This is a genomic window from Chromobacterium rhizoryzae (genome assembly GCF_020544465.1).
Lineage (GTDB): Bacteria > Pseudomonadota > Gammaproteobacteria > Burkholderiales > Chromobacteriaceae > Chromobacterium.
Window position 1 is genome coordinate 4,566,565 of sequence record NZ_CP066126.1, and the last position, 20,492, is coordinate 4,587,056.

Genomic DNA, 20,492 nt, shown 5'->3' on the forward strand with positions numbered 1-20,492 from the left:
AATGCTATATGGACTCACCCCGCTGGGGATCTTTCATACCGCCGTCAGCCTGCTGGCGGTCGCTTTCGGCGCCATCGCGCTGTGGCGCGACGGCAGGATCAGCCCGCGCAATCGCCTGGGCCAGGCTTATGTGATCGGCACCGTGATCAGCTGCGTCACCGCCCTGGGCATTTTTCAGCACGGCGGCTTCGGCAAGCCGCACGCCTTGGCCCTGATCACGCTGGTCGTCCTGCTGCTGGCGCTGCTGGCGGAGTTCAAGGGCCTTTTCGGCGGCAAGGCCGCCCATGCGTCCGCCGTCGGCTTGTCCGCCACCTTCCTGTTCCATTGGATTCCGGCCGTCACGGAAACCTCCACCCGGCTGCCCTTGGGCCATCCCCTCTTGTCCAGCCCCGACGCGCCCGCCCTCCAGATCGCCACCGGCGTCCTGCTGCTGCTCTTCATCGCCGGCGCCGCCCGGCAGTGGAAAACCATCAACGCGGCCTTGAAAGCGGGCGCGGGATGACCACATGCAAGCCATGCTCAAACTGGATATCAAGATACGAGCCGCGCAAGCGGCGGACCTGCCGGCCCTGATCGGCGTCGACGCCATCGCGCAGCGGGACCCCGCCCGACGCAGGATGCTGGGCGAGGCCATCGCCGCGCAAAGCTGCTGGCTGGCCGAGGCCGAGGAGGCGCTGGGCTACGGCATTCTGGACCGCTCCTTCTTTCAGCAGCGCTTCATCCCGCTGCTGATGGTGACGGAAACCGCCAGAGGCCGCGGCGTGGCCAGCGCCTTGATGGCGGAGTTTGAACGGCGATGCGCGGGCGACAAGCTGTTCACCTCCGCCAATGAATCCAATCTGCCGATGCGGCGCTTGCTGGACAAGCTGGGCTTCCGGGAAAGCGGACGCATCGACAATCTGGACGACGGCGACCCGGAGCTTGTGTTCATGAAGCGGGCTGCGCGCCCAGCCGGTTAAGACGCCGGCTGCGGCCAGCTCAGCTCAAAGCGGCTGCCGCCGCCCACGCGGCTGCAACGGGCCTCGCCGCCGTGAGCCAGCGCGATGGCGGCCACCACCGCCAGCCCCAGGCCGCTGCCGCCCTTGCCGCTTTGCCGCGCCGCGTCCGCGCGGCGGAAGGCCTCGAAGGCGTGCGGCGCGAAATCGTCTGGAATGCCCGGCCCCTCGTCCTCCACCCGCAAGCTGCACAGGCCGTCCTCCATGCGCAGCCGCACCCGCACCAGGCCGGGTTGGGCGTAGCGGCGCGCATTGTCCAGCAAGGCCAGCAGCGCCTGGCGGATGCGCACCGGATCGCAATGCGCCGGACGCTCGTCCAGATCCAGCACAGCCTGCAAGCCGGCCGCCAACAAGGCGTCCTCGAACACCTCCACCACCGCGCGCACTTCGGCGGCCAGATCGGTGTCTCGCATCTCTATGTCCAGATGCCCGCTTTCCGCCAGACTGATCACGCGCAAATCCTCGATCAGATGCGCCAGGCTCTCCACCTGGGCCAGCAGCCGGCGGAACTGGTTCTCGTCCGGGGTGAACACCCCTTCCGCCAGCCCTTGCAGCCGTCCGCGCAGCACCGTGACCGGGGTGCGCAGCTCATGGGCGATGGCGGCGTTCCAGAACGCCTGCTCCTTGGTCATGCGCTGCAACTGGTCCGCCAGCGCGTTGAAATCGTCGGCCAGCGCCGCCGCCTCGCGCAGCGAACGGTCCCCGGCCGCCGCGCGCGCGTCCAGATCGCCCTGAGCCACGCGGCGTATGCCCTCCGCCACCGAGTTGAGCGGCACCAGGATGCGGCGCGCCAGACGCAGGCCCATCACCACCGACAGCGCCAGGCCCGCCACGGTGCTGGACAGCAGCCACACCCACTCCGGCATCGTCATCTTCCAGCCCGGCGTCTCAAAATGCACCGGCCAGTAAGTCATCGCCACATAGTAGAAAGTGAAGCCGGTCACCACCACCAGCACCGTCACGCAGAAGGCCATCGTCGCCATCGACAGCGCGATCTGCCGGCTCAGCCCCTCCAGCCTCATTCCGCGCCCCACAGCTTGTAACCCACGCCGCGCACGCCCACCGGCACGCCGTCCACGCCGCACTCCTCCAGCTTCTTGCGCAGCTTGCTGATGTGGCTGTCCACGGTGCGCTCCAAGGCGTCGCCTTCCGGCAGGCAGGCGGCCAGCAGCTCCGCGCGGCTGAACACCCGCCGCGGCGCGCGCGCCAGTTGCGCCAACAGTTTGAATTCGGTCAGCGTCAGCGTCAGCACATGGCGCTGCTTGCCGGCCTGCACCGCCACTTCGTGGTTTTCCAGATCGATCTCGAACGGCTCCGCGCGCAGCACGCGCGGCTCCGCCTGACGCGCGCCGGACATGGAGCGGCGCAGCACCGCCTGCGTGCGCGCCACCACCTCGGCGGGATTGAAGGGTTTGACCACGTAGTCGTCCGCGCCGATGCGCAAGCCCATCAGCTTGTCGATGTCCTGGTCCAGCGCCGTCAGCATGATCACCGGCGTGTCGCCGCGGTGGCGGATTTCCGCCAACACCTGCCAGCCGTCGGCCCGCGGCATCTGCACGTCCAGCAAGACCAGATCCGGCTTCAGCGACAGATGCAGCTCCAGCGCCTGCCGGCCGTCCGCCGCGTGCGCGCAGCGCATGCCGCTGCGGGTCAGATAGGCGGTGAGAATCTCCGCGATCTCGGGTTCGTCTTCAGCGACGAGGATCAAGGCCTGACGGTCTTGAGCCCCGCCGGACGGTCGCATTGTCTGAGTCATGGCGCCGATTTCGCATCCTGTTTGCATCTCCATCGAATCTCCATGCTACCACACGAAAAACCCCATCCGGCCCCGGCATACTGCCGCATATTTTTTACGGGCGGCCCGCCGCCCAAGCCTGATTGGAGTGGAAATGAAGAGTAAACGAGCCAGCCTCTACGGCGGCTGCTGCCTGCTGGCGGCGGCGCTGCTGAGCGCCTGCGGACAAGCCGAGACCCAAGCGCCGCCGCCGGCGATCCCGGTGCGCACCCTCAGCGCGGCCCCGGCCCCGCTCAAGCTGAGCGAAGACCTGCCCGGCCGCGTGGCCGCGGTGCGGGTGGCGGAAATCCGCCCCCAGGTCAGCGGCATTGTGCTGCGCCGGCAATTTGAGCAAGGCACCGAGGTGCGCGCCGGCCAGCCGCTGTTCCAGATCAACCCGGCGCCGTTCAAGGCGGAAGTGGACACCGCCGCCGCCGCGCTGCAACGCGCCGAGGCCGCGCTGGCGCGCGCGCGGGTGCAAACCGCCCGCCTCAAGCCGCTGGTGGAAACCGACGCCGTCAGCCGCCAGGTTTACGACGACGCCGCGTCCCAGCGCGATCAGGCCGCCGCGGACGTGGCCCAGGCGCGCGCCGCGCTGGCCCGCCGCCAGCTGGACCTGAAATTCTCCCGCGTGGAAGCGCCCATCTCCGGCCGCATCGACCAGGCCCTGGTCACCGAGGGCGCGCTGGTGGGCGGCGCCGACGGCGCCCCGATGGCCCGCATCCAACAGATAGACCAGGTGTACGTGGACGTGCGCCAGCCGGCGGCGGCGCTGGAAGCCGTGCGCCAAAGCCTGGCCGCCCAGCCGGACAGCGCCGGCGGCGGCCTGCCGGTGTCCATCCTGCGCGACGACGGCGCGCCCTACGGCCTCAACGGCCGCATCCTGTTCTCCGGCGTCAACGTGGACGCCGGCACCGGCGACGTGCTCTTGCGCGTACTGGTGGACAACCCCGAGCGGCGGCTGCTGCCCGGCATGTTCGTCCGCGCCCGCGTGCCGCGCGCCAGCTACGCGGCGGCGCTGACCGTGCCGCAGCAGGCCGTGGTGCGCATCGGCGGCAAAACCCAGCTGTGGACCGTGGACGCCAAGAACCAGGCCCGGCTGAACGTGGTGGAGCTGGGCGAACTGGCCAACCGCCAATACCGCATCCGCTCCGGCCTGCGCGCCGGGCAGAAAGTCGTGGTCGAGGGCATGGAACGCCTCGCCGACGGCGCCGTGGTGGCCGCCAGCGAAGCCGCGCCCGCGGCCAAGCGCTGATCGAAGGAAGCCGCCATGTCTCAATTCTTCATCCGCCGCCCGGTGTTCGCCTGGGTGATCGCCCTGTTCATCATTCTGCTGGGGGTGATCGCCATCCCACAGCTGCCGATCGCGCGTTACCCCTCGGTGGCGCCGCCCTCGGTCACCATCACCGCCAGCTACCCCGGCGCCACGCCGCAGACCATGAGCGACGGCGTGCTCAGCCTGATCGAGCGCGAGCTGTCCGGCGTCAAGAACCTGCTGTATTTCGAATCCTCGGCCGATACCTCCGGCATCGCCCAGATCACCGTCACCTTCAAGCCGGGCACGGACCCGGAGCTGGCCCAGGTGGACGTGCAGAACAAACTCAAGGCGGTGGAGCCGCGGCTGCCCGCCCCGGTGCGCCAGAACGGCGTGATGGTGGAATCCGCCTCCTCCGGCTTCCTGATGCTGATCGGCCTGCGCTCGGACAGCGGCCGCTTCGACGAAGGCGCGCTCAGCGACTACCTGTCGCGCAATATCGCCGAAGAACTGCGCCGCATCGAAGGCGTGGGCCGCGTCCAACAGTTCGGCACGGAACAAGCGATGCGCGTCTGGGTGGACCCGGCCAAACTGATCACCTACGGCCTGTCCATGAGCGAGCTCACCGCCGCCATCGCCCAGCAAAACGTCCAGATCGCCCCCGGCAGCCTGGGCGCCGCGCCCGCCCTGCCCGGCCAGCGCGTCACCGTGCCGCTCACCGTGCAAGGCCAACTGACCGCGCCGGAAGAGTTCGCCGCCATCGTGCTGCGCGCCAACGCCAACGGCTCCAAAGTGGTGCTGGGCGACGTGGCGCGGGTGGAGATAGGCTCCCAGGGCTATAGCTTCGTCAGCCGCGAAAACGGCAAGCCCGCCTCCTTCGCCGGCGTGCAACTGGCGCCGGGCGCCAACGCGGTCAAAACCGCGGAAGCGGTGCGGGCGCGGCTGGCCGAGCTGAGCACCTCCATGCCGGCCGGCATCAGCTACTCCGTGCCCTTCGACACCGCGCCCTTCGTCAAGATCTCCATCGAAAAAGTGATCCACACCCTGCTGGAAGCCATGGTGCTGGTCTTCCTGGTGATGTATCTGTTCCTGCAAAACGCGCGTTACACCCTGATTCCGGCCATCGTCGCCCCGGTGGCCATGCTGGGCACCTTCGCCGTGATGCTGGCCACCGGCTTCTCCATCAATGTGCTGACCATGTTCGGCATGGTGCTGGCCATCGGCATCATCGTGGACGACGCCATCGTGGTGGTGGAAAACGTGGAACGGCTGATGGCGGAAGAAGGCCTGTCCCCGCGGGACGCCACCTCCAAAGCCATGAAGGAAATCACCGGCGCCATCGTCGGCATCACCCTGGTGCTCACCGCCGTCTTCATCCCCATGGCCCTGTCCAGCGGCTCCGTGGGCGTGATCTACCAACAGTTTTCCCTGTCCATGGCCGTGGCCATCCTGTTCTCCGCGCTGCTGGCGCTGACGCTGACCCCGGCGCTGTGCGCCACCATGCTCAAGCCCATCCCGCAGGGACACCATGAAAAGCGCGGCTTCTTCGGCTGGTTCAACCGCCGCTTCGCCCAACTCACCGCCTGGTATGAAACCCGCGTAGGCCGGCTGATAGGCCGCGCCGGCCGCGTGATGCTGCTGTTCCTGGCCATCTCCGGCGCGCTGGCCGCCGGCTTCAAGGCGCTGCCCTCCTCCTTCCTGCCGGAAGAAGACCAGGGCTATTTCATGACCAGCTTTCTCTTGCCCGCGGACGCCACCGTCGAGCGCACCCGCGACGTGGTTAAAACGCTCGATGACCATCTGGCGACGCGCCCTGCGCTCCAGTCCAGCATCTCCATCATCGGCTACGGCTTCTCCGGCTCCGGCCCCAACGCGGCGCTGAACTTCGCCGTGCTCAAAGACTGGAAACAACGCGGCGACAGCAGCACCGTGGAAGAAGCCATGCGCGCCCAACATCGCCTGTCCGCCGCCACGGAAGGCGCGGCGATGAGCCTGCTGCCGCCGGCCATCGACGAACTGGGCACCAGCTCCGGCTTCAGCCTGCGGCTGCAAGACCGCGCCAACCAGGGCCACGCCGCGCTCAAAGCGGCCGAAGCCCAATTGCTGGAACTGGCCTCCCGCAGCAAGATCGTCCAGGGCGTCTACCCGGACAGCCTGCCGGCCGGCACCAGCGTGCGCCTGGACATAGACCGGCAAAAGGCCGAGGCGCTGGGCGTGTCCTTCAACAGCGTCAGCGACACCCTGTCCACCGCCATGGGCTCCACCTACGTCAACGACTTCCCGCACGCCGGCCGCATGCAGCAAGTCATCATCCAGGCCGACGCGCCGGCGCGCATGCAGCTGGACAATGTGCTCAAGCTCTACGTGCGCAACGCCAGCGGCGGCATGGTGCCGCTGTCCGAAGTGGTGCGCCCGGCCTGGTCCGAAACCCCGCTGCAACTGGTGCGCTTCCAGGGCTACCCGTCCGCCCGCCTCTCCGGCGGCGCCGCGCCCGGCTACTCCAGCGGCGCGGCCATGGCCGAGATGGAACGGCTGGCCACACAACTGCCGCCCGGCTTCGCCCTGGCCTGGACCGGCCAATCGCTACAGGAACGCCAATCCGCGGCCCAGGCCCCCATGCTGATGGCGCTGTCCATGATCGTGGTGTTCCTGGTGCTGGCCGCGCTGTACGAAAGCTGGGCCATCCCGCTGTCCGTGATGCTGGTGGTGCCGCTGGGCCTGATCGGCGCCATCGGCGCGGTCATGCTGCGCGGCATGCCCAACGACGTGTTCTTCAAAGTGGGCCTGATCACCGTGATTGGCCTGTCCGCCAAGAACGCCATCCTGATCATCGAGTTCGCCAAACAACTGCATGAAGAAGGCAAGAGCCTGGTGGACGCCGCGGTGCAAGCCTCCCGGCTGCGGCTGCGCCCCATCCTGATGACCTCGCTGGCCTTCGGCCTGGGCGTGCTGCCGCTGATGCTGGCCACCGGCGCCAGCGCCGAAACCCAGAACGCCATCGGCACCGGCGTGTTCGGCGGCATGGTCACCGCCACCGTGCTGGCCATCTTCTTCGTACCCGTATTCTTCGTGGTCGTGATGAGCGCGCAAGCGCGCATCGCCAACTGGCGCAAGCCGCGTCCGGCCGCGGAACAGAAAGTTGAATCATGAAAGCGCTCCTCCCTCTGGCCCTGGCCCTAAGCGTCTCCGCCTGCTCGCTGACCCAGCCGCTGCGCAAGCCGGAGCCGCCGGTGCCGGCCCGTTACGCCACGGCGGCCGCGGACGATGCCAACGCCAACGCCGCCGACCTGGGCTGGCGCGCCATGTTCGGCGACCGCCGGCTGCAAAGCCTGATAGACCTGGCGCTGCGCAATAACCGCGACCTGCGCCTGGCCGCTCTCAACGTGGAAGCCGCCGAAGCCCAATACGGCATCCAGCGCGCCGCGCGGCTGCCGTCCGTGGACGCCGGCGCCGGCCTCAACCGCCAGCGCAGCCCGGCCAACCGCGAAACCGATCCGTTCACCCCGGCCGCCGTGCAAAACCAGTACGGCGTCAACGTGGGCGTCAGCGCGTTTGAGATTGACCTGTTCGGCCGCGTGCGCGCGCTGTCCGACGCCGCCTTCGCCCGCTACCTGGCCACCGATCACGGCCGCCGCGCCGCCCAGATCGCCCTGGTGGGCGCGGTGGCGGACGCCTACTTCGCGGAACGGCTGGCGCGCGAACAACTGGCGCTGGCGGAACGCACCCAGGCAGACTGGCGGCAATCGCTGGCGCTGGCGCGCCGGCTCAAGGACGCGCAACAGGCCGGCGGCCTGGACGTGGCCCAGGCCGAAGGCCAAGTGGCCAGCGCCGACGCCGACCTGGAAGCCCGCGCCCGCGCCGCGGACCAGGCGCGCAACGCGCTGCGCCTGCTGCTGGGCGCGGAACCGCCAGAAGACCTGCCCGAGCCGCTGCCGCTGGACCGCCAGCCGGTGGTGACCCGGCTGGCCGCCGGCCTGCCCTCGGAACTGCTGTTCCGCCGCCCGGACATCCTGCAAGCCGAACAACAACTGGAAGCCGCCAACGCCGACATCGGCGCCGCGCGCGCCGCCTTCTTCCCGCGGCTGTCGCTGAGCACCTCCGCCGGCTTCCTCAGCCCCGGCCTGCGCAATCTGTTCGACGGCGGCCAACACGTATGGAGCTTTGCGCCGCAAATCAACATCCCGCTGTTCCAGGGCGGCCGGCTGCGCGCCGAACTGCGGCTGGCGGAAGTGCGCAAATCCAGCGCCGTGGCCGAATACGAACGCGCCATCCAGATCGCCTTCCGCGAAGTGGCCGACGGCCTGGCCGGCCGCGAAACCTTCAGCCGCCAGATAGACGCCCAGGCGCGCGCGGTGGCCAGCGCCGAGCGCCGCGCCGACCTCTCCGGCCAGCGCTACCGCGCCGGCGTGGACGGCCGGCTGGAACTGCTGGACGCCCAACGCCAACTCTACGCCGCCCAACAAGGGCTGCTGGACCTGCGCCGCGGCGAACTGAGCAACGCCATTGCGCTGTACAAGGCGCTGGGCGGCGGCCTCACCGAAAAGTAAGAACGGCGAAAAACCCCTGATGCTGCGTCGGCGCGCCTTGCCTCAGGGATTTTGTTGGCCGCTCTCAGAACGTGTTTGCGATCTCGCGAGCTAGGCGAAAACCGCTGAGAAAGCGGAATGTACGCGGGGTACATCAGCATTTCGAAGCTGTACTCACCGTGTAACGCTCCACGACGCGCAGCAGATCGTAAACAGGTTCTCAGCGCCGCTTACCGCACACCCCCATCCCCTCCTTTCGCGCGGCCCACGCTGGCCGCGCTCTTTTTACCCCGCCTCCCGCCTTGCAATCCCGCGCCCGTGGATACAAACATAAAGCTGTACCACCCCATTGGCCGCACCAAGATGAAGCTTCTCTCCCAGCTCTCGCCGCGCAGTTTCCGGCTGCGGCTCAGCCTGCTGTTCGGCGGCCTGTTCCTGCTCGCCTCCCTGCTGGACACCGCGCTGGAGCCGCAACTGAACCAGGGCCTGCTGCAAGACAAGGGCGAAGCCTTGCAGGCCACCGCGCGCGGCATCGCCAAATCCCTGGCCGCCGGCCTCAGCCAAAGGCGTCGAGAACTCGCCCTGCACACCCAAACCCCGGTCTTCCTCAGCGCCCCGCTGGACAGCCCGGCGCTGCGCGGCGGCCTGGAACACATCAGGCTGCACAACCCGGACTACGCCTGGCTGGGCGTGATCGCGCCGGACGGCCGCATCGTCTCCGCCAGCGGCAAGGCGCCGTCTCCCCGCATTGAATTCGCCGCCCCGCTGCATGACGAAGCCGGCAAGCTGCGCGGCGCGCTGGCCGCCCAAAGCGCCTGGGCCTGGGTGGCGACGCTGATCGCCGACCGCCTGCCGCGCGGCAGCGCCGGGGACGCGCCCCAAGTCTTCATCGTCAACCAGAACAACGCCCCGCTGTTCCCGCCCGGCGCGCCGGACCAGGCGGACATGCCCGCGCCGCTGAGCGGCCCCGGCTACCAACAAGGCGACTGGGCGGATGGCGAAACCTACCTCTACGCCGACGCCGCGATAGACGACGCCCCCGGCCCCGGCTGGCGCGTCATCGTCCGCCAGCCGCCGCCGCAAGCCTTCGCCGCCCTCAGCCGGCTGCGCTCCGCGCTGACCCTGCCCGGCTTGATCATCACCCTGCTGCTGATGATCGTGGTCTACCGGCTGGCCGCCGCCTTCAGCCGCCCGCTGGAAACCCTGGCCCGCACCGCCCAGCGCGTCAGCGCCGGCGACGAAGAAGCGGACTGGAGCTTGCGCAGCGGCGCCCGCGAACTGCAACAACTGGCCCAGGCCATGCGGCAGATGACCGCCGCCCTGCTGGCGCGCCGCGGCGAGCTGGCCGCCGCCAACGCCGGCCTGGAACAAAAAGTGGAGGAACGCACGGAAGCGCTGAGCCAAGCCAAACGCCAATTGGAGGAAAGAGCGGCGCAACTGGAGCAGATGGCGCGCCACGACGCGCTGACCGGCCTGGGCAACCGCATGGCCGCCACGGAATGGCTGACGGCGGAATACCAGCGCTATCACCGCAGCCGCGCGCCCTACTCCGTGCTGCTGCTGGACGCCGACCACTTCAAACGCGTCAACGACAACCACGGCCACGCGGTGGGCGACCAGGTGCTGCAACAGATCGCCGCCGCCCTGAACGGCGCGGCCCGCGCCACGGACTTCACCGCCCGCTACGGCGGCGAGGAGTTTCTGCTTCTGCTGCCGGACACCGACGCCGAAGGCGCGCTGGTGCTGGCCGAACGGGTGCGCGCCGCGGTGTCCGCCGCCTCCGACACCGTGGCCGGCGTCGTCACCGTCAGCATAGGCGCGGCCACCGCGCGCGACGACGACGCCACCCACGAAACCATCGTCCAGCGTGCGGACGAGGCCTTGTATCGGGCCAAGGCGAATGGGCGGAATCGGGTGGAGGGGGCGGGGTGAGGGGGAGTAGTTCTTAGCGCAAGCGCATAGTGACCACAAAGAAACGCAATGCCATTGCGCTAAAATAATGGGGCCTGATATTTGTTATCACGGATGTAGGCTACTTTCAGCTTGGGCACGTAATCAGATCAAGGAACTGAGCCACGTATTAAAGGTAATATTTAGGAGCTAGATACATAAAGTTTATTATGGCTCGCTAAAATCACCAAAACACCAACCAACCCCACATTAATAAACTCTTACTCACATTTAATTCCATGGCTCTCGAAATAATTTTTTCAGAACAATATAGTTACGTGGTGCAGGTTTTCAGTAGCGACATGGGGGATCTAGGCGAGGCCACCTTGCTGTTTGGAGCGAATCATTGGCCACAGCTTCGTTTCGAAAATTGGCAGACCTATAGTCAGCTAGGTGACGGGAAGAAATTTGATCGCTTGCAAGCCATCTCAAAAATTGGTGAAAAGTTTACTCTTTTTGACTGCTCCGTTGTTGGGCACCACATGTCCATTGACTATGTCATTGCGGGTGATGTGAAAGCGAAGTTTAAGAGCATAGGTATTAGATTTAACGATATCAGTGAATGGTTTACTCCACTTCGTAGTATCGAAGAGAAAATCAAATCAAACTTACAGGACATAGACTGCAATCAAAACATATCGGCAACCATAACTTCAGATGAACATACTTATAATTTATTCAGCGAACCTGTTGTACGAGTTAAAAAGTCTGGCGAAGACCACATCATACACGAGCACATAGTTTTTACTTTTGAACTAATTGATGAATTTTTTTCCATCAAAGACATCAAAAAAAAATCTCATGAACTAGCGACACTCCTCTCCATATTAGCAGCCATTCCAATATATTTGGTTAGCATTCAAGTGGTCGACAACGACAACAACAAGCGCCATGTTTTTTTCCCATCAATCCAAAAAAAAGAACAGAGCACTCTAGAAAGAACCCGGCTTGAATACTTCACCCCCAAGTCACTTCTCGATGGACGCTGGCAAACTATTATTGAGAATTATTACAAATCAGAGTTTAGAGAAATATTGTGGGTTCGCCTTGCAGGAATGCAGCACTATGAGGGTTTTTGGGAGTACAAAGCACTCGGATATGTCAGCCTACTAGATAAATATGTTCACCAGTGCACAACTGAGGTAAAAAAGAAAAAAGCCAAATCTGAGGACATCAAGAACACAAAATTTTACACCGCACTGCAAGCTATTTCCCCACCGTTAACTGCTGAGCAAGAAAATTCTGTTTTTACCGTAATTACAGATTTTTTTATGAGCAGCAAAAAACTATCCTTTCAGGAAAAGTATGATCACGTATTAAAAACTATAGAACCAAACATTCTCTCGATCATAAACCTATCTAATGATGATTTCAGAAGAATAAAAAAAATCAGAGATGCTATCGCCCATGGAAATCCTCCAGAGCTGATTGAAACAGGCAATGAAAAAATTGACACCATCGTTAGCAAAATTGCTTTATTACTAACGTACTGGTCACTTATCGACTTTGGCTTAACCAATGACGACTTCTTAGCGTGCTTAAGAAACCATAGTCAGCTACACCGACGCTCAGACATCAATAGAGTAGAACTTGCAAGGGCCACTAAAACTGCCGGATTTTTCAATGTTTCAAAAGAACAATTTGACAATATTTCTCAAAAAAGTGGGATAAAAATAAATAGCTGCTTCTGGGTTGATAACAATGGATTTATTGAGTACACCGAGGAGCATGTTACAGCCCTTAAAACCTGGCTAGACAAAGGCATCTCTGGCATAATTCCTGTAGCAGAAATATTTGGTAAAAGCATAGAAAAAATTAAAATATGGGACCACGCATACATAGAATGTGACTCTGAGCGACTGGAGCTATTTCACGCCTACTTCATTGACAGAGCTTAATATTTACACAACACCCATTCAAATAAAACATATCACTACATAGTCATGCATGAGAACCAAGGACACAGGGAGTCTACCGCTCAAAACAATTAGCCTCGTCTTTTAAGCATAATTCCATCAACTATTATGCAGTCATTTTCAGCGTTAAAAACTCATCATTGACATATGACAGATCTCGGTCACAACCAGCCACTAACAAGCTATTTTGCACAACCATCTTCTGAAGCACTTATCATAGACGTTGTTTATACTCCCCTCATCGCTCCACAAGCAGAAACCAACTCATTATAAAATATCAACATTCACTATCAAGCAAATTTTACACACTTTAAATAAATGGGAAATTCAACATGGAATGGATAGCAGCCATATCAACAAACATATTTTTCGCCATTATTTTATGGCTTTCACGCAGCCTAATCATCACAAGACTGACTAACTCCGTAAAACATGAGTACGATAAAAAATTAGAAAACCTAAAGGCAGACATCCAGAGCAAATCCTCTCAAATTGATGCTCTACGGAACGGAACTCTATCTGGCATTACAACTCGCCAGACAGCAATTTTTCAACGACAGTTAGCAGCAATAGAACAAGTATGGGGCGCAATCATTTCACTTGAACCAGCAAAATCAGCATCAACATGGATAGCAACAATAAAATTTGAAGAGGCACTAGAGGAAGCAGAAAAAAACCCAAAATTTCGTGAAATATTTTCAGCATTTAGCAAAATAGATTTAAACAATCTTCCGATCAATCAAGCTCAACAAGCTAGGCCATTTATATCACCATTAGCATGGGCCTACTACACTGCGTACCAGGCCATAATTGCCGATGCATTAATACGACTCCACATGCTTAAGGACGGCATAAATTTAAAAGAAATCATCAACACAAACAATGTCAAAAATCTCATAAAGATAGCACTCCCACACCGAATAGAAAAAATCGAAAGATTCGGCCATAGCATATTCCACCATTTACTAGATGAACTTGAAAATAACTTACTCGTAGAATTACAAAAAATATTAAAAGGTGACGACACCGACTCGGACTCTCTCGAGAAGGCTGCTGCTATCATTAAACAATCAGAACTCTTAATGGAGAGCAATGCAAAACTTAACCAAGGGAAATAGCCTTTCAAGGCTATAACACATGGGCATTGAAAATGTACCCCTCTGCTCTCCAATACCATTTATGACAAATATCCTCTCCAGCTTTGCACACCAGAATTGGGGGCTTCTGCTCTGGGATATACCCTGACTATAACTAAGCGGCTCACTTCAGCCGAAGAGCCATCCCCTGCCTCACCTCCCCCACCCTTGACGCCCCCTCCCAGCCTGTTTAGGCTTGATCCCGCGTCGTGCTCAATCACACGGCGCAGGGCTTGCAAACCCAAAACTGACTTTCCCGCAGACACAACAGTCCGCTTTGGCACTGTTACGTCTGCTGCCACGCCGTACCCATTCGGGGCGGGCCGTGGCAGGGAATCCGAGAGGATTGCCGGTCACTGGAAAGTCAGCCGGTTTTGCAACCTTGTCATGTGCCTGCCCCAGCCTCGCCTGGGCAGGTTTCCAAAGATGACATGGAGACCGTGATGACCTTCTCTACTTTTCCCCCCGCCATGCCGCCGCCCGCCTGTCCTCATTGCGCAGGCCAACACCCCACACCCGCCGCTGTGCCGGTGATGGCGCAGTTGCACCTTTGTTCCCAGCGTTTGCCCGCCGCCGTCGGCGATGTGCTGCTGCTGGGCGATCTGGGCCGCCAATTGAACGATTGCTATATCCAGCTGGACTCCGCCCTGTTGAGCGGGGTGATGGACATCCGCGCCGCCCACACCGGGCTGTTGGCGCTGCTGACCTTGCTGGAACGCCGCGACGAGCCCTTGCTGTTCAGCAGCGAGGAAGCGCTGGCCTTGCTGGAGCCGATACAGCAGCGTTTGCAACGCGGTCTGGAGCACGTCAACGGAGTGTTGTGATGGCGGCCAAGGAGAGCATTGTCATGATGAGGCTGCTGATCCAGCACCACGACGTCCTCAAACGCGCCGCCAGTTTGATCTCCGCCTATGAAGAGCGCATCGGGGCCATTGCGTTGACGGACGAGCACCCGGACCATCCGGCCGACACCGCCAGCATTCATCTGGAGATCCGGCGGGCGCAGGTGGGTTTTGAGCTTTGGGACCAATGGCGCGGCGAGCACGAGCCAGCCCGTACCGCCTTGTTGCGGATGTGGGCGTCCGGGAAGTGGACCAACCGCGACACCTGTGTGCGGCAGTGTTATCGGCTGGCGGGCTTCAGCAATATGGTCACCGCCCGCCAGGCCTTGGTAGGCGCGCCAATGCCGGAGCCTTTGGCCGTCCAAAGGCAACGCACCATGTGGGGGATGCCGTAACCGGCTGTCCGGCGGCCTGTGGCGTTGCACCCGTTTCCGCGTGGGTATCGCTACGCTCCACCCACCCTACGGTTGGAGCCGTGTTTGGGTCGCGTTTGGGTAGGGTGGGTGGAGCCGTCAGGCGATACCCACCAAATCGGCGGCTGTCCGGCGGCCTGTGGCGTCAAACCGTTTCCGTGTGGGTATCGCTGCGCTCCTCCCACCCTACGGTTGGAGCCGTGTTTGGGTCGCGTTTGGGTCCCGTTTGGGTAGGGTGGGTGGAGCCGTTAGGCGATACCCACCAAACAGGCGGCTGTCCGGCGGCCTGTGGCGTTGAATCCGTTTCCGCGTGGGTATCGCTGCGCTCCACCCACCCTACGGTTGGAGCCGCGTTGGGGCCGCGTTTGGGTAGGGTGGGTGGAGCCGTCAGGCGATACCCACCAAACAGGCGGCTGTCCGGCGGCCTGTGGCGTCGCACCCGTTTCCGCGCGGGTATCGCTACGCTCCTCCCACCCTACGGTTGGAGCCGTGTTTGGAGCCGCGTTTGGGTAGGGTGGGTGGAGCCGTCAGGCGATACCCACCAAACAGGCGGCTGTCCGGCGGCCTGTGGCGTTGCACCCGTTTCCGCGTGGGTATCGCTGCGCTCCTCCCACCCTACGGTTGGAGCCGTGTTTGGAGCCGCGTTTGGGTAGGGTGGGTGGGACCGCCAGGCGATACCCACCAAACAGGCGGCTGTCCGGCGGCCCGTGGCGTTGCACCCGTTTCCGCGTGGGTATCGCTGCGCTCCTCCCACCCTACGGTTGGAGCCGTGTTTGGAGCCGCGTTTGGGTAGGGTGGGTGGGACCGCCAGGCGATACCCACCAAACAGGCGGCTGTCCGGCGGCCCGTGGCGTTGCACCTGTTGCCGCGTGGGTATCGCTGCGCTCCTCCCACCCTATGGTTGGAGCCGTGTTTGGGGCCGCGTCTGGGTAGGGTGGGTGGAGCCGTCAGGCGATACCCACCAAACAGGCGGCTATCCGGCAGCCTGTGGCATCGCACCCGTTTCCGCGTGGGTATCGCTGCGCTCCTCCCACCCTACGGTTGGAGCCGCGTTGGAGCCGCGCTTGGGTAGGGTGGGTGGAGCCGTCAGGCGATACCCACCAAATCGGCGGCTATCCGGCGGCCTGTGGCGTCGCACCCGTTGCCGCGTGGGTATCGCTACGCTCCACCCACCCTACGATGGGGGCATGGGGCGTTTTAGGCGCAGCTGCCAAAGGCCTTCAGCTTGTCCACATCCACCAGCGTGATATCGCGTCCGTCCACCTTGATCAGTTCCGCCTCGATCAACTGGTGCAGCATGCGCGAGAAGGTTTCCGGGGTCAGGTTCAGCCGGGAGGCGATCAGGCTTTTATTCACCGGCAGCGAGACCTGCGGCGTAAGGCTGCCGCCGTCTTCCGGGATATGTTGCAGCAGATAGCCAATCACCCGCTGCAAGGAGCTTTCTATGGAGTAGCGCTCCACGTCCCGCACCAGGCCGTGCAGGCGCAGCGACAGGCCGGCCAGCAAGCGCCGGGCGAAGGCCGGGTCGTGGTCTATCGCTTGCAGGATGCCGGCCGCTTCCACCTTGAGCAGCATGCCGTCTTCCAGGAACTGGGCCATCACCGGGCAGGGCCGGCCCAGGAACATCACCGCCTCGGCAAAGCTTTGGCCGGGGTGGATGATTTCCATCACTTTTTCACTGCCCTGCGCCGAGGACAGCGCCAGCTTCACCCGGCCGTACACCACCAGGAACATGCCGTCGCAGGGGTCGCCCTTCTGGAAAATCACCTGGCCCTTGAGGCCGCGCAGTTCTTGGGTGTGCGGCACCAGCGCCTGGATCTGTTCCGGGGACAATTGCTGGAACAGCGGCTGGTGGCGCAGGAAGGATGGGATGTCCAGATGGCTCATGACGGTGTGGCTCGATAATGGCGGAGGCTTACACTATAAAAGCGCGCTCCGCCAAGGGCCATGGGCCATTGGCAGCAGCGGCCTAGTTCGATGTGATTAGAACCTGTTTACGATCTGCTGCGCGTCGTGGAGCGTTACACGGTGAGTACGCCCTCAAAATGCTCATGTACCACTCGTACATTCCGCTTTTTCGATCGTTTTCGCCTTGTCTCGCTCTTGCTCGCGAGATCGTAAACACGTTCTTAGAAAAAATCTCGCCGGCAGCTTCAATATGTTGAAGCGTTGCATGGATAGGTGGGAAACCGCGTATTCGACGTTTTGAACCATCCCCCCTCTCAAAGAGATCGTAAACAGGCTCTACGGCGCTCGCCTCAATGTTGGGCCGCCCGGCTCCACGGCGTCAGCTCCGGCCGCGCGTGGCGGCCCGGCTCCACGCCGATTTCCGCATCGCTCAGATAACAGGCCGGGTCCGCCGCCCAAAAATCTCCGCTCAGTTCCCAGGCGCGCACCCGGGTGTTGCCGTTGCAGATGTCCAGGTGGCCGCAAGCGCCGCAGCGGCCGGCCACCGGGCGCGGGGATTGGCGCAGGCCGCTCATCAGCGGGTGTTGCGGCTGTTGCCATATCGCGGAAAACGGCCGTTCCCGCACATTGCCCAGCGTCACTTTCCACCACATGGTGTCCGGGTGGACGTTGCCCAGGTTGTCGATATTGGCGACATGGACGCCGCTGGCGTTGCCGCCCCAGCGCCGCAGCGCTCGCAGCAGGGTGTCGGCGCGCTCCGGGTAATGCCGGCGCGCCCAGTGCAGCAGGTAGACGCCGTCCGCGTCGTTGTTGCCGGTGACGAAGTCCCGCGGCCGGCCGGCGTCCAGCTGGGCCAGCGCTTGCTGGATCAGCAGCTCCAGCGCCCAGCGGCTGCGGGCGTGGCGGGCGTCGTCCGCGCGGTGCTTGTTGCCGCGTCCGGCGTAGTTGAGGTGGGAGAAGTAGAACTTGTCGATGTCTTCGTCCGCCATCAGTTGCAGCAGCGCCGGCAGGTCCGCGGCGTTGTCTTCGGTCATGGTGTAGCGGATGCCCACTTTCAGGCCGGCGTCGCGCGCCAGCCGCAGGCCGCGCAGCGCCAGTTCAAAGCCGCCGTCCAGCCGCCGGAAGCGGTCGTGGGTGGCGCCGATGCCGTCCAGGCTGACGCCCACGTAGTCGAAGCCGATGTCGGCCAAGACGGCGACCTGGTCTGGGTCCATCAGGGTGCCGTTGCTGGACAGGCCGATATAGAAGCCCAGCGCCTTGGCGCGCCGGGCGATGGCCGGCAGGTCCGGCCGCAGCAGCGGTTCGCCGCCGGACAGGATCAGCACGCGCACGCCGTAGGCGTGGAGATCGTCCAGCACCGCATAGGCTTCGTCGGTGCTCAGTTCGCCGGCGAAGTCGCGGTTGGCGGAGGTGGAGTAGCAGTGCTGGCAGGTGAGGTTGCAGCGGCGGATCAGGTTCCAGATCACCACCGGGGCTTGCGGTCCGGCGGGCATGGCGCGCCCTGGCGGCGGGACCGCCGCCGGTTCGCGCAGCAGGCGCAGGTATTGGGTCAGTCGCAACATGGCCGGCTCCGTCGCGGGAAGATGGCTCAGTGTGCGGCCGGGGGCGGCGGCGGCTCCTTGATGCGGGTCAATGGAATCCGCAGCGCCTCAGAACCTGTTTACGATCTGCTACGCGTCGGCGATACAGCGTTGAAACCGGCTTCGAAATGCTCATGTACCACGCGTACATTCCGCTTTCTCAGCCGTTTTCGCCTTGTCTCGCCCTAGCTCGCGAGATCGTAAATACGTTCTCAAAGCCTCAAGCCCGTTTTCTTCAAAATCCGGCTGGAAAACAGCACCTCGTGGCCGCGGCAGGCTTCGCCCAGCAAGGCGCGCGCGTCGTCCACCGCGGCCAGCACCGCCGGCCGCTCGCTGCCGTGCAACATGGCGAACAGGTTGTACGGCCAGCCCGGCCGGCGCGGACGGCGGTAGCAATGGCTGACCGCGTCCAGGCCGCCCAGTTGCGCGCCCAGCGCGTCCACTTGCTCGTCGGCCACGTCGAACACCGCCATGCCGTTGGCCCGGTAGCCGATGGCGTAATGGTTGGGCACCGCGCCGATGCGGCGCACCACGCCCTGCTCCAGCCAGCGCGCCAGCCGCGCCGTCACTTCGGCCTCCGCCCAGCCCAGCCGCCGCGCAATGTCGCGGTAGGGCTGCCGGCACAGCGGCAGGCCGGCCTGGGTGGCGCGGATCAGCAGCCGGTCGTCTTCGCTCAACGCGGCCGGCTCGCCCGTACGCCGCGCGCCGGCGGCCGCGCCCACCGGGGCCGCGCCGCCCACCTGAAAACGCATGCCCACGAAGTATTCCCGCTCTTTGGGAAACAGGTTCACTTCCAGGCCGGTCACCAGTTCGATGCCGCGCCGGGCGGCGTCGATGGCGGCGGCGCTGTCCGCGGCCAGCACAAACCACATATTGAGCCGGTGTTCGCGGCGGTAGTTGTGCGCCACCGCCGGCAGCGCGTTGACGGCGGCGGCCACTTCGTCGAAGCGCGCTTCCGGCGCGGCCAAGGCGGCCAGCACAAAGCGGCCGCCCAGGCGTTCTATCTGGTACATCGGCCCAAAACGGCTGAGCACGCCGGCGTGCAGCAGTTGGCGCAAGCGCCGGATCAGGCCGTCTTCGCCCAGGCCCAGGCTGCGCCCGGCCGCCGCGTAGGGGCGCGACACCAGCGGGAAACCGCCTTGCAGCCGGTCTATCAGCCGCGCGTCCAAGGCGTCCAGCGTGTCCAGCATTGCCAGCGCTTCAGGCGTATCCATAACAGGCTCCGGTTTGTTTGTAGCGCCGGGTGGAGCGCAGCACCGCCTGCGGCAGCCGTTCCAGCCCGTGCCGGCGGCGGATGTCCGCCAGCGCGGCGTCCAGGCTCTGCGCGTCGCGGGCGTGGATCATGGTGAACAGTTGGTAGGGCCAGTCCGGCGGACGCGGCGGACGTTCGTAGCACAGGGTGACGGCCGGCTCCGCCGCCAGCGCCAGCGCCACGCGCTCGCGTTCGGCGTCGTCGTCTATCCGCCACACCCACATGGCGTTGGCGCGGTAGCCCAGTTCCTGGTGGCGCACCACCATGCCGAAGCGGCGGATGACGCCTTGCTGCCGCCAGTGGGCGATTTGCGCCAGGGTCTGGGCCTCGCTCAGCGCGCATTGCGCGCCCAGCACTTGATAAGGCCGCGGGGTCAGCGGCAGGCCCGGCGACAACGCCGCCAGCAGCCGCTGGCGCTGGCCGGCGGACAGGCCGGGGTCGTCCGCCGCCGCCGGCGCTTCCGCCGCCGCGGCGGACTCCGCCAGGAAGGAAAAGCCCAGGTCGATGTGGTATTCCCGCAGCAGCGGCAGGTCCAGCGGCGGGATGCCGGTGGCCAGGCGGATGCGGCTCAGCGCCGCGGCCACGCCGGCTGATGAGGCGGCGGCCACGACGAACCACAGATTGTAATGATGGTTCCGCCGGTAGTTGTGGTTGACCTCGCGCTGGCGGCTGACGAAGGCGGCCACTTCTTCCAGCCGCTCCGCCGGCGCTGCCATCGCGGCCAGGGTGCTGTTGCCCACGGTGTTGGGCGCGAACACCGCGCCGACGCGGGCCAGCAGGCCGGCCGCCTGGGCGTCTTGCAGCGCGGCCAGCAGCCGGGCTTCGCTCCAGCCCGGTTCCATGCCGGCGGCGAGCGCGGCGAAGGGGCGCGGCAGCAGCGGAAAGCCGCGCTGGCTGCCGTTGATCAGCCGCAACAGGGCCGGATCGGCGTCTGAAATAACCATG

At 63.7% G+C, this 20,492-nt stretch carries 16 protein-coding genes; 10 read left to right on the plus strand and 6 right to left on the minus strand.

The annotated features are described in order from the left end of the window. Nucleotide 1: 1 nt before the first annotated feature. Both JC616_RS20860 and JC616_RS20865 read left to right on the plus strand, forming a co-directional pair. Nucleotides 2-502 (plus strand): hypothetical protein, encoded by a 501-nt coding sequence (locus JC616_RS20860; RefSeq protein ID WP_107801972.1) that lies wholly within the window; start codon nucleotides 2-4, stop codon nucleotides 500-502. Between the two features lie 4 nt (nucleotides 503-506). Further along, nucleotides 507-959, plus strand: a complete 453-nt coding sequence (locus JC616_RS20865) for a GNAT family N-acetyltransferase (RefSeq protein WP_227105225.1) — start codon at nucleotides 507-509, stop codon at nucleotides 957-959. Here JC616_RS20865 and JC616_RS20870 read toward each other — a convergent pair. Both JC616_RS20870 and JC616_RS20875 read right to left on the minus strand, forming a co-directional pair. Next, complete coding sequence (locus JC616_RS20870; protein WP_107800698.1) at nucleotides 956-2,017, minus strand: ATP-binding protein; 1,062 nt, start codon at nucleotides 2,015-2,017, stop codon at nucleotides 956-958. The genes JC616_RS20865 and JC616_RS20870 overlap by 4 nt on opposite strands. Beyond that, a complete protein-coding gene (locus tag JC616_RS20875; protein WP_107801976.1) occupies nucleotides 2,014-2,751 on the minus strand; it encodes a response regulator in 738 nt (245 codons plus the stop codon). The genes JC616_RS20870 and JC616_RS20875 overlap by 4 nt, the downstream gene beginning before the upstream one ends. 133 nt (nucleotides 2,752-2,884) lie before the next feature. Between JC616_RS20875 and JC616_RS20880 the strand changes: the two genes are divergently transcribed. The 8 genes from JC616_RS20880 (at nucleotide 2,885) to JC616_RS20915 (ending at nucleotide 14,789) form a co-directional block, all read left to right on the plus strand. Then, entirely contained in the window at nucleotides 2,885-4,024 is a 1,140-nt protein-coding gene (locus JC616_RS20880) for an efflux RND transporter periplasmic adaptor subunit (RefSeq protein ID WP_227105227.1), read from the plus strand. 15 nt (nucleotides 4,025-4,039) lie between these two features. Further along, nucleotides 4,040-7,174: an efflux RND transporter permease subunit gene (locus JC616_RS20885; protein WP_227105229.1), complete on the plus strand. Its 3,135-nt coding sequence runs from the start codon at nucleotides 4,040-4,042 to the stop codon at nucleotides 7,172-7,174. Then, complete coding sequence (locus JC616_RS20890) at nucleotides 7,171-8,571, plus strand: efflux transporter outer membrane subunit (RefSeq protein ID WP_227105231.1); 1,401 nt, start codon at nucleotides 7,171-7,173, stop codon at nucleotides 8,569-8,571. The genes JC616_RS20885 and JC616_RS20890 overlap by 4 nt, the downstream gene beginning before the upstream one ends. Before the next feature lie 297 nt (nucleotides 8,572-8,868). After that, on the plus strand, nucleotides 8,869-10,482 hold the full coding sequence (locus JC616_RS20895) for a GGDEF domain-containing protein (RefSeq protein ID WP_227105232.1): 1,614 nt from the start codon (nucleotides 8,869-8,871) through the stop codon (nucleotides 10,480-10,482). Between the two features lie 257 nt (nucleotides 10,483-10,739). Continuing rightward, nucleotides 10,740-12,398: a HEPN domain-containing protein gene (locus tag JC616_RS20900; RefSeq protein WP_227105233.1), complete on the plus strand. Its 1,659-nt coding sequence runs from the start codon at nucleotides 10,740-10,742 to the stop codon at nucleotides 12,396-12,398. Between the two features lie 350 nt (nucleotides 12,399-12,748). Then, nucleotides 12,749-13,534 (plus strand): hypothetical protein, encoded by a 786-nt coding sequence (locus tag JC616_RS20905; protein WP_227105234.1) that lies wholly within the window; start codon nucleotides 12,749-12,751, stop codon nucleotides 13,532-13,534. Nucleotides 13,535-13,995: 461 nt separating this feature from the next. After that, complete coding sequence (locus JC616_RS20910) at nucleotides 13,996-14,376, plus strand: hypothetical protein (RefSeq protein ID WP_227105235.1); 381 nt, start codon at nucleotides 13,996-13,998, stop codon at nucleotides 14,374-14,376. Between the two features lie 23 nt (nucleotides 14,377-14,399). After that, nucleotides 14,400-14,789: a hypothetical protein gene (locus JC616_RS20915; RefSeq protein ID WP_227105238.1), complete on the plus strand. Its 390-nt coding sequence runs from the start codon at nucleotides 14,400-14,402 to the stop codon at nucleotides 14,787-14,789. Nucleotides 14,790-16,004: 1,215 nt separating this feature from the next. On the opposite strand, the gene JC616_RS20920 is transcribed toward JC616_RS20915, so the two are convergent. From JC616_RS20920 to ahbB (JC616_RS20935), 4 genes are all read right to left on the minus strand, one after another. Further along, nucleotides 16,005-16,694 carry a Crp/Fnr family transcriptional regulator gene (locus tag JC616_RS20920; protein WP_166454319.1) on the minus strand — a complete coding sequence of 230 codons (690 nt, stop codon included), beginning with the start codon at nucleotides 16,692-16,694 and terminating at the stop codon, nucleotides 16,005-16,007. A 371-nt stretch (nucleotides 16,695-17,065) separates the two neighbouring features. Continuing rightward, nucleotides 17,066-18,277 carry a heme d1 biosynthesis radical SAM protein NirJ gene (gene nirJ / locus JC616_RS20925; RefSeq protein ID WP_227105240.1) on the minus strand — a complete coding sequence of 404 codons (1,212 nt, stop codon included), beginning with the start codon at nucleotides 18,275-18,277 and terminating at the stop codon, nucleotides 17,066-17,068. A 230-nt stretch (nucleotides 18,278-18,507) separates the two neighbouring features. Continuing rightward, entirely contained in the window at nucleotides 18,508-19,509 is a 1,002-nt protein-coding gene (gene ahbB, locus JC616_RS20930) for a siroheme decarboxylase subunit beta (RefSeq protein ID WP_227105242.1), read from the minus strand. Further along, nucleotides 19,496-20,491 (minus strand): siroheme decarboxylase subunit beta, encoded by a 996-nt coding sequence (gene ahbB, locus JC616_RS20935; RefSeq protein WP_227105244.1) that lies wholly within the window; start codon nucleotides 20,489-20,491, stop codon nucleotides 19,496-19,498. The genes ahbB (JC616_RS20930) and ahbB (JC616_RS20935) overlap by 14 nt, the downstream gene beginning before the upstream one ends. Nucleotide 20,492: the final 1 nt, after the last annotated feature.

Excerpts from the sequence above, each read along its gene's own strand:
- JC616_RS20880 (WP_227105227.1), top strand. The coding sequence starts at position 2,885 with ATGAAGAGTAAACGAGCCAGCCTCTACGGCGGCTGCTGCCTGCTGGCG.
- JC616_RS20915 (WP_227105238.1), top strand. The coding sequence starts at position 14,400 with ATGATGAGGCTGCTGATCCAGCACCACGACGTCCTCAAACGCGCCGCC.
- JC616_RS20860 (WP_107801972.1), top strand. The coding sequence starts at position 2 with ATGCTATATGGACTCACCCCGCTGGGGATCTTTCATACCGCCGTCAGC.
- JC616_RS20870 (WP_107800698.1), bottom strand. The coding sequence starts at position 2,017 with ATGAGGCTGGAGGGGCTGAGCCGGCAGATCGCGCTGTCGATGGCGACG.
- ahbB (WP_227105244.1), bottom strand. The coding sequence starts at position 20,491 with ATGGTTATTTCAGACGCCGATCCGGCCCTGTTGCGGCTGATCAACGGC.
- ahbB (WP_227105242.1), bottom strand. The coding sequence starts at position 19,509 with ATGGATACGCCTGAAGCGCTGGCAATGCTGGACACGCTGGACGCCTTG.
- JC616_RS20885 (WP_227105229.1), top strand. The coding sequence starts at position 4,040 with ATGTCTCAATTCTTCATCCGCCGCCCGGTGTTCGCCTGGGTGATCGCC.
- JC616_RS20920 (WP_166454319.1), bottom strand. The coding sequence starts at position 16,694 with ATGAGCCATCTGGACATCCCATCCTTCCTGCGCCACCAGCCGCTGTTC.
- JC616_RS20875 (WP_107801976.1), bottom strand. The coding sequence starts at position 2,751 with ATGACTCAGACAATGCGACCGTCCGGCGGGGCTCAAGACCGTCAGGCC.
- nirJ (WP_227105240.1), bottom strand. The coding sequence starts at position 18,277 with ATGTTGCGACTGACCCAATACCTGCGCCTGCTGCGCGAACCGGCGGCG.
- JC616_RS20905 (WP_227105234.1), top strand. The coding sequence starts at position 12,749 with ATGGAATGGATAGCAGCCATATCAACAAACATATTTTTCGCCATTATT.
- JC616_RS20865 (WP_227105225.1), top strand. The coding sequence starts at position 507 with ATGCAAGCCATGCTCAAACTGGATATCAAGATACGAGCCGCGCAAGCG.
- JC616_RS20890 (WP_227105231.1), top strand. The coding sequence starts at position 7,171 with ATGAAAGCGCTCCTCCCTCTGGCCCTGGCCCTAAGCGTCTCCGCCTGC.
- JC616_RS20910 (WP_227105235.1), top strand. The coding sequence starts at position 13,996 with ATGACCTTCTCTACTTTTCCCCCCGCCATGCCGCCGCCCGCCTGTCCT.
- JC616_RS20900 (WP_227105233.1), top strand. The coding sequence starts at position 10,740 with ATGGCTCTCGAAATAATTTTTTCAGAACAATATAGTTACGTGGTGCAG.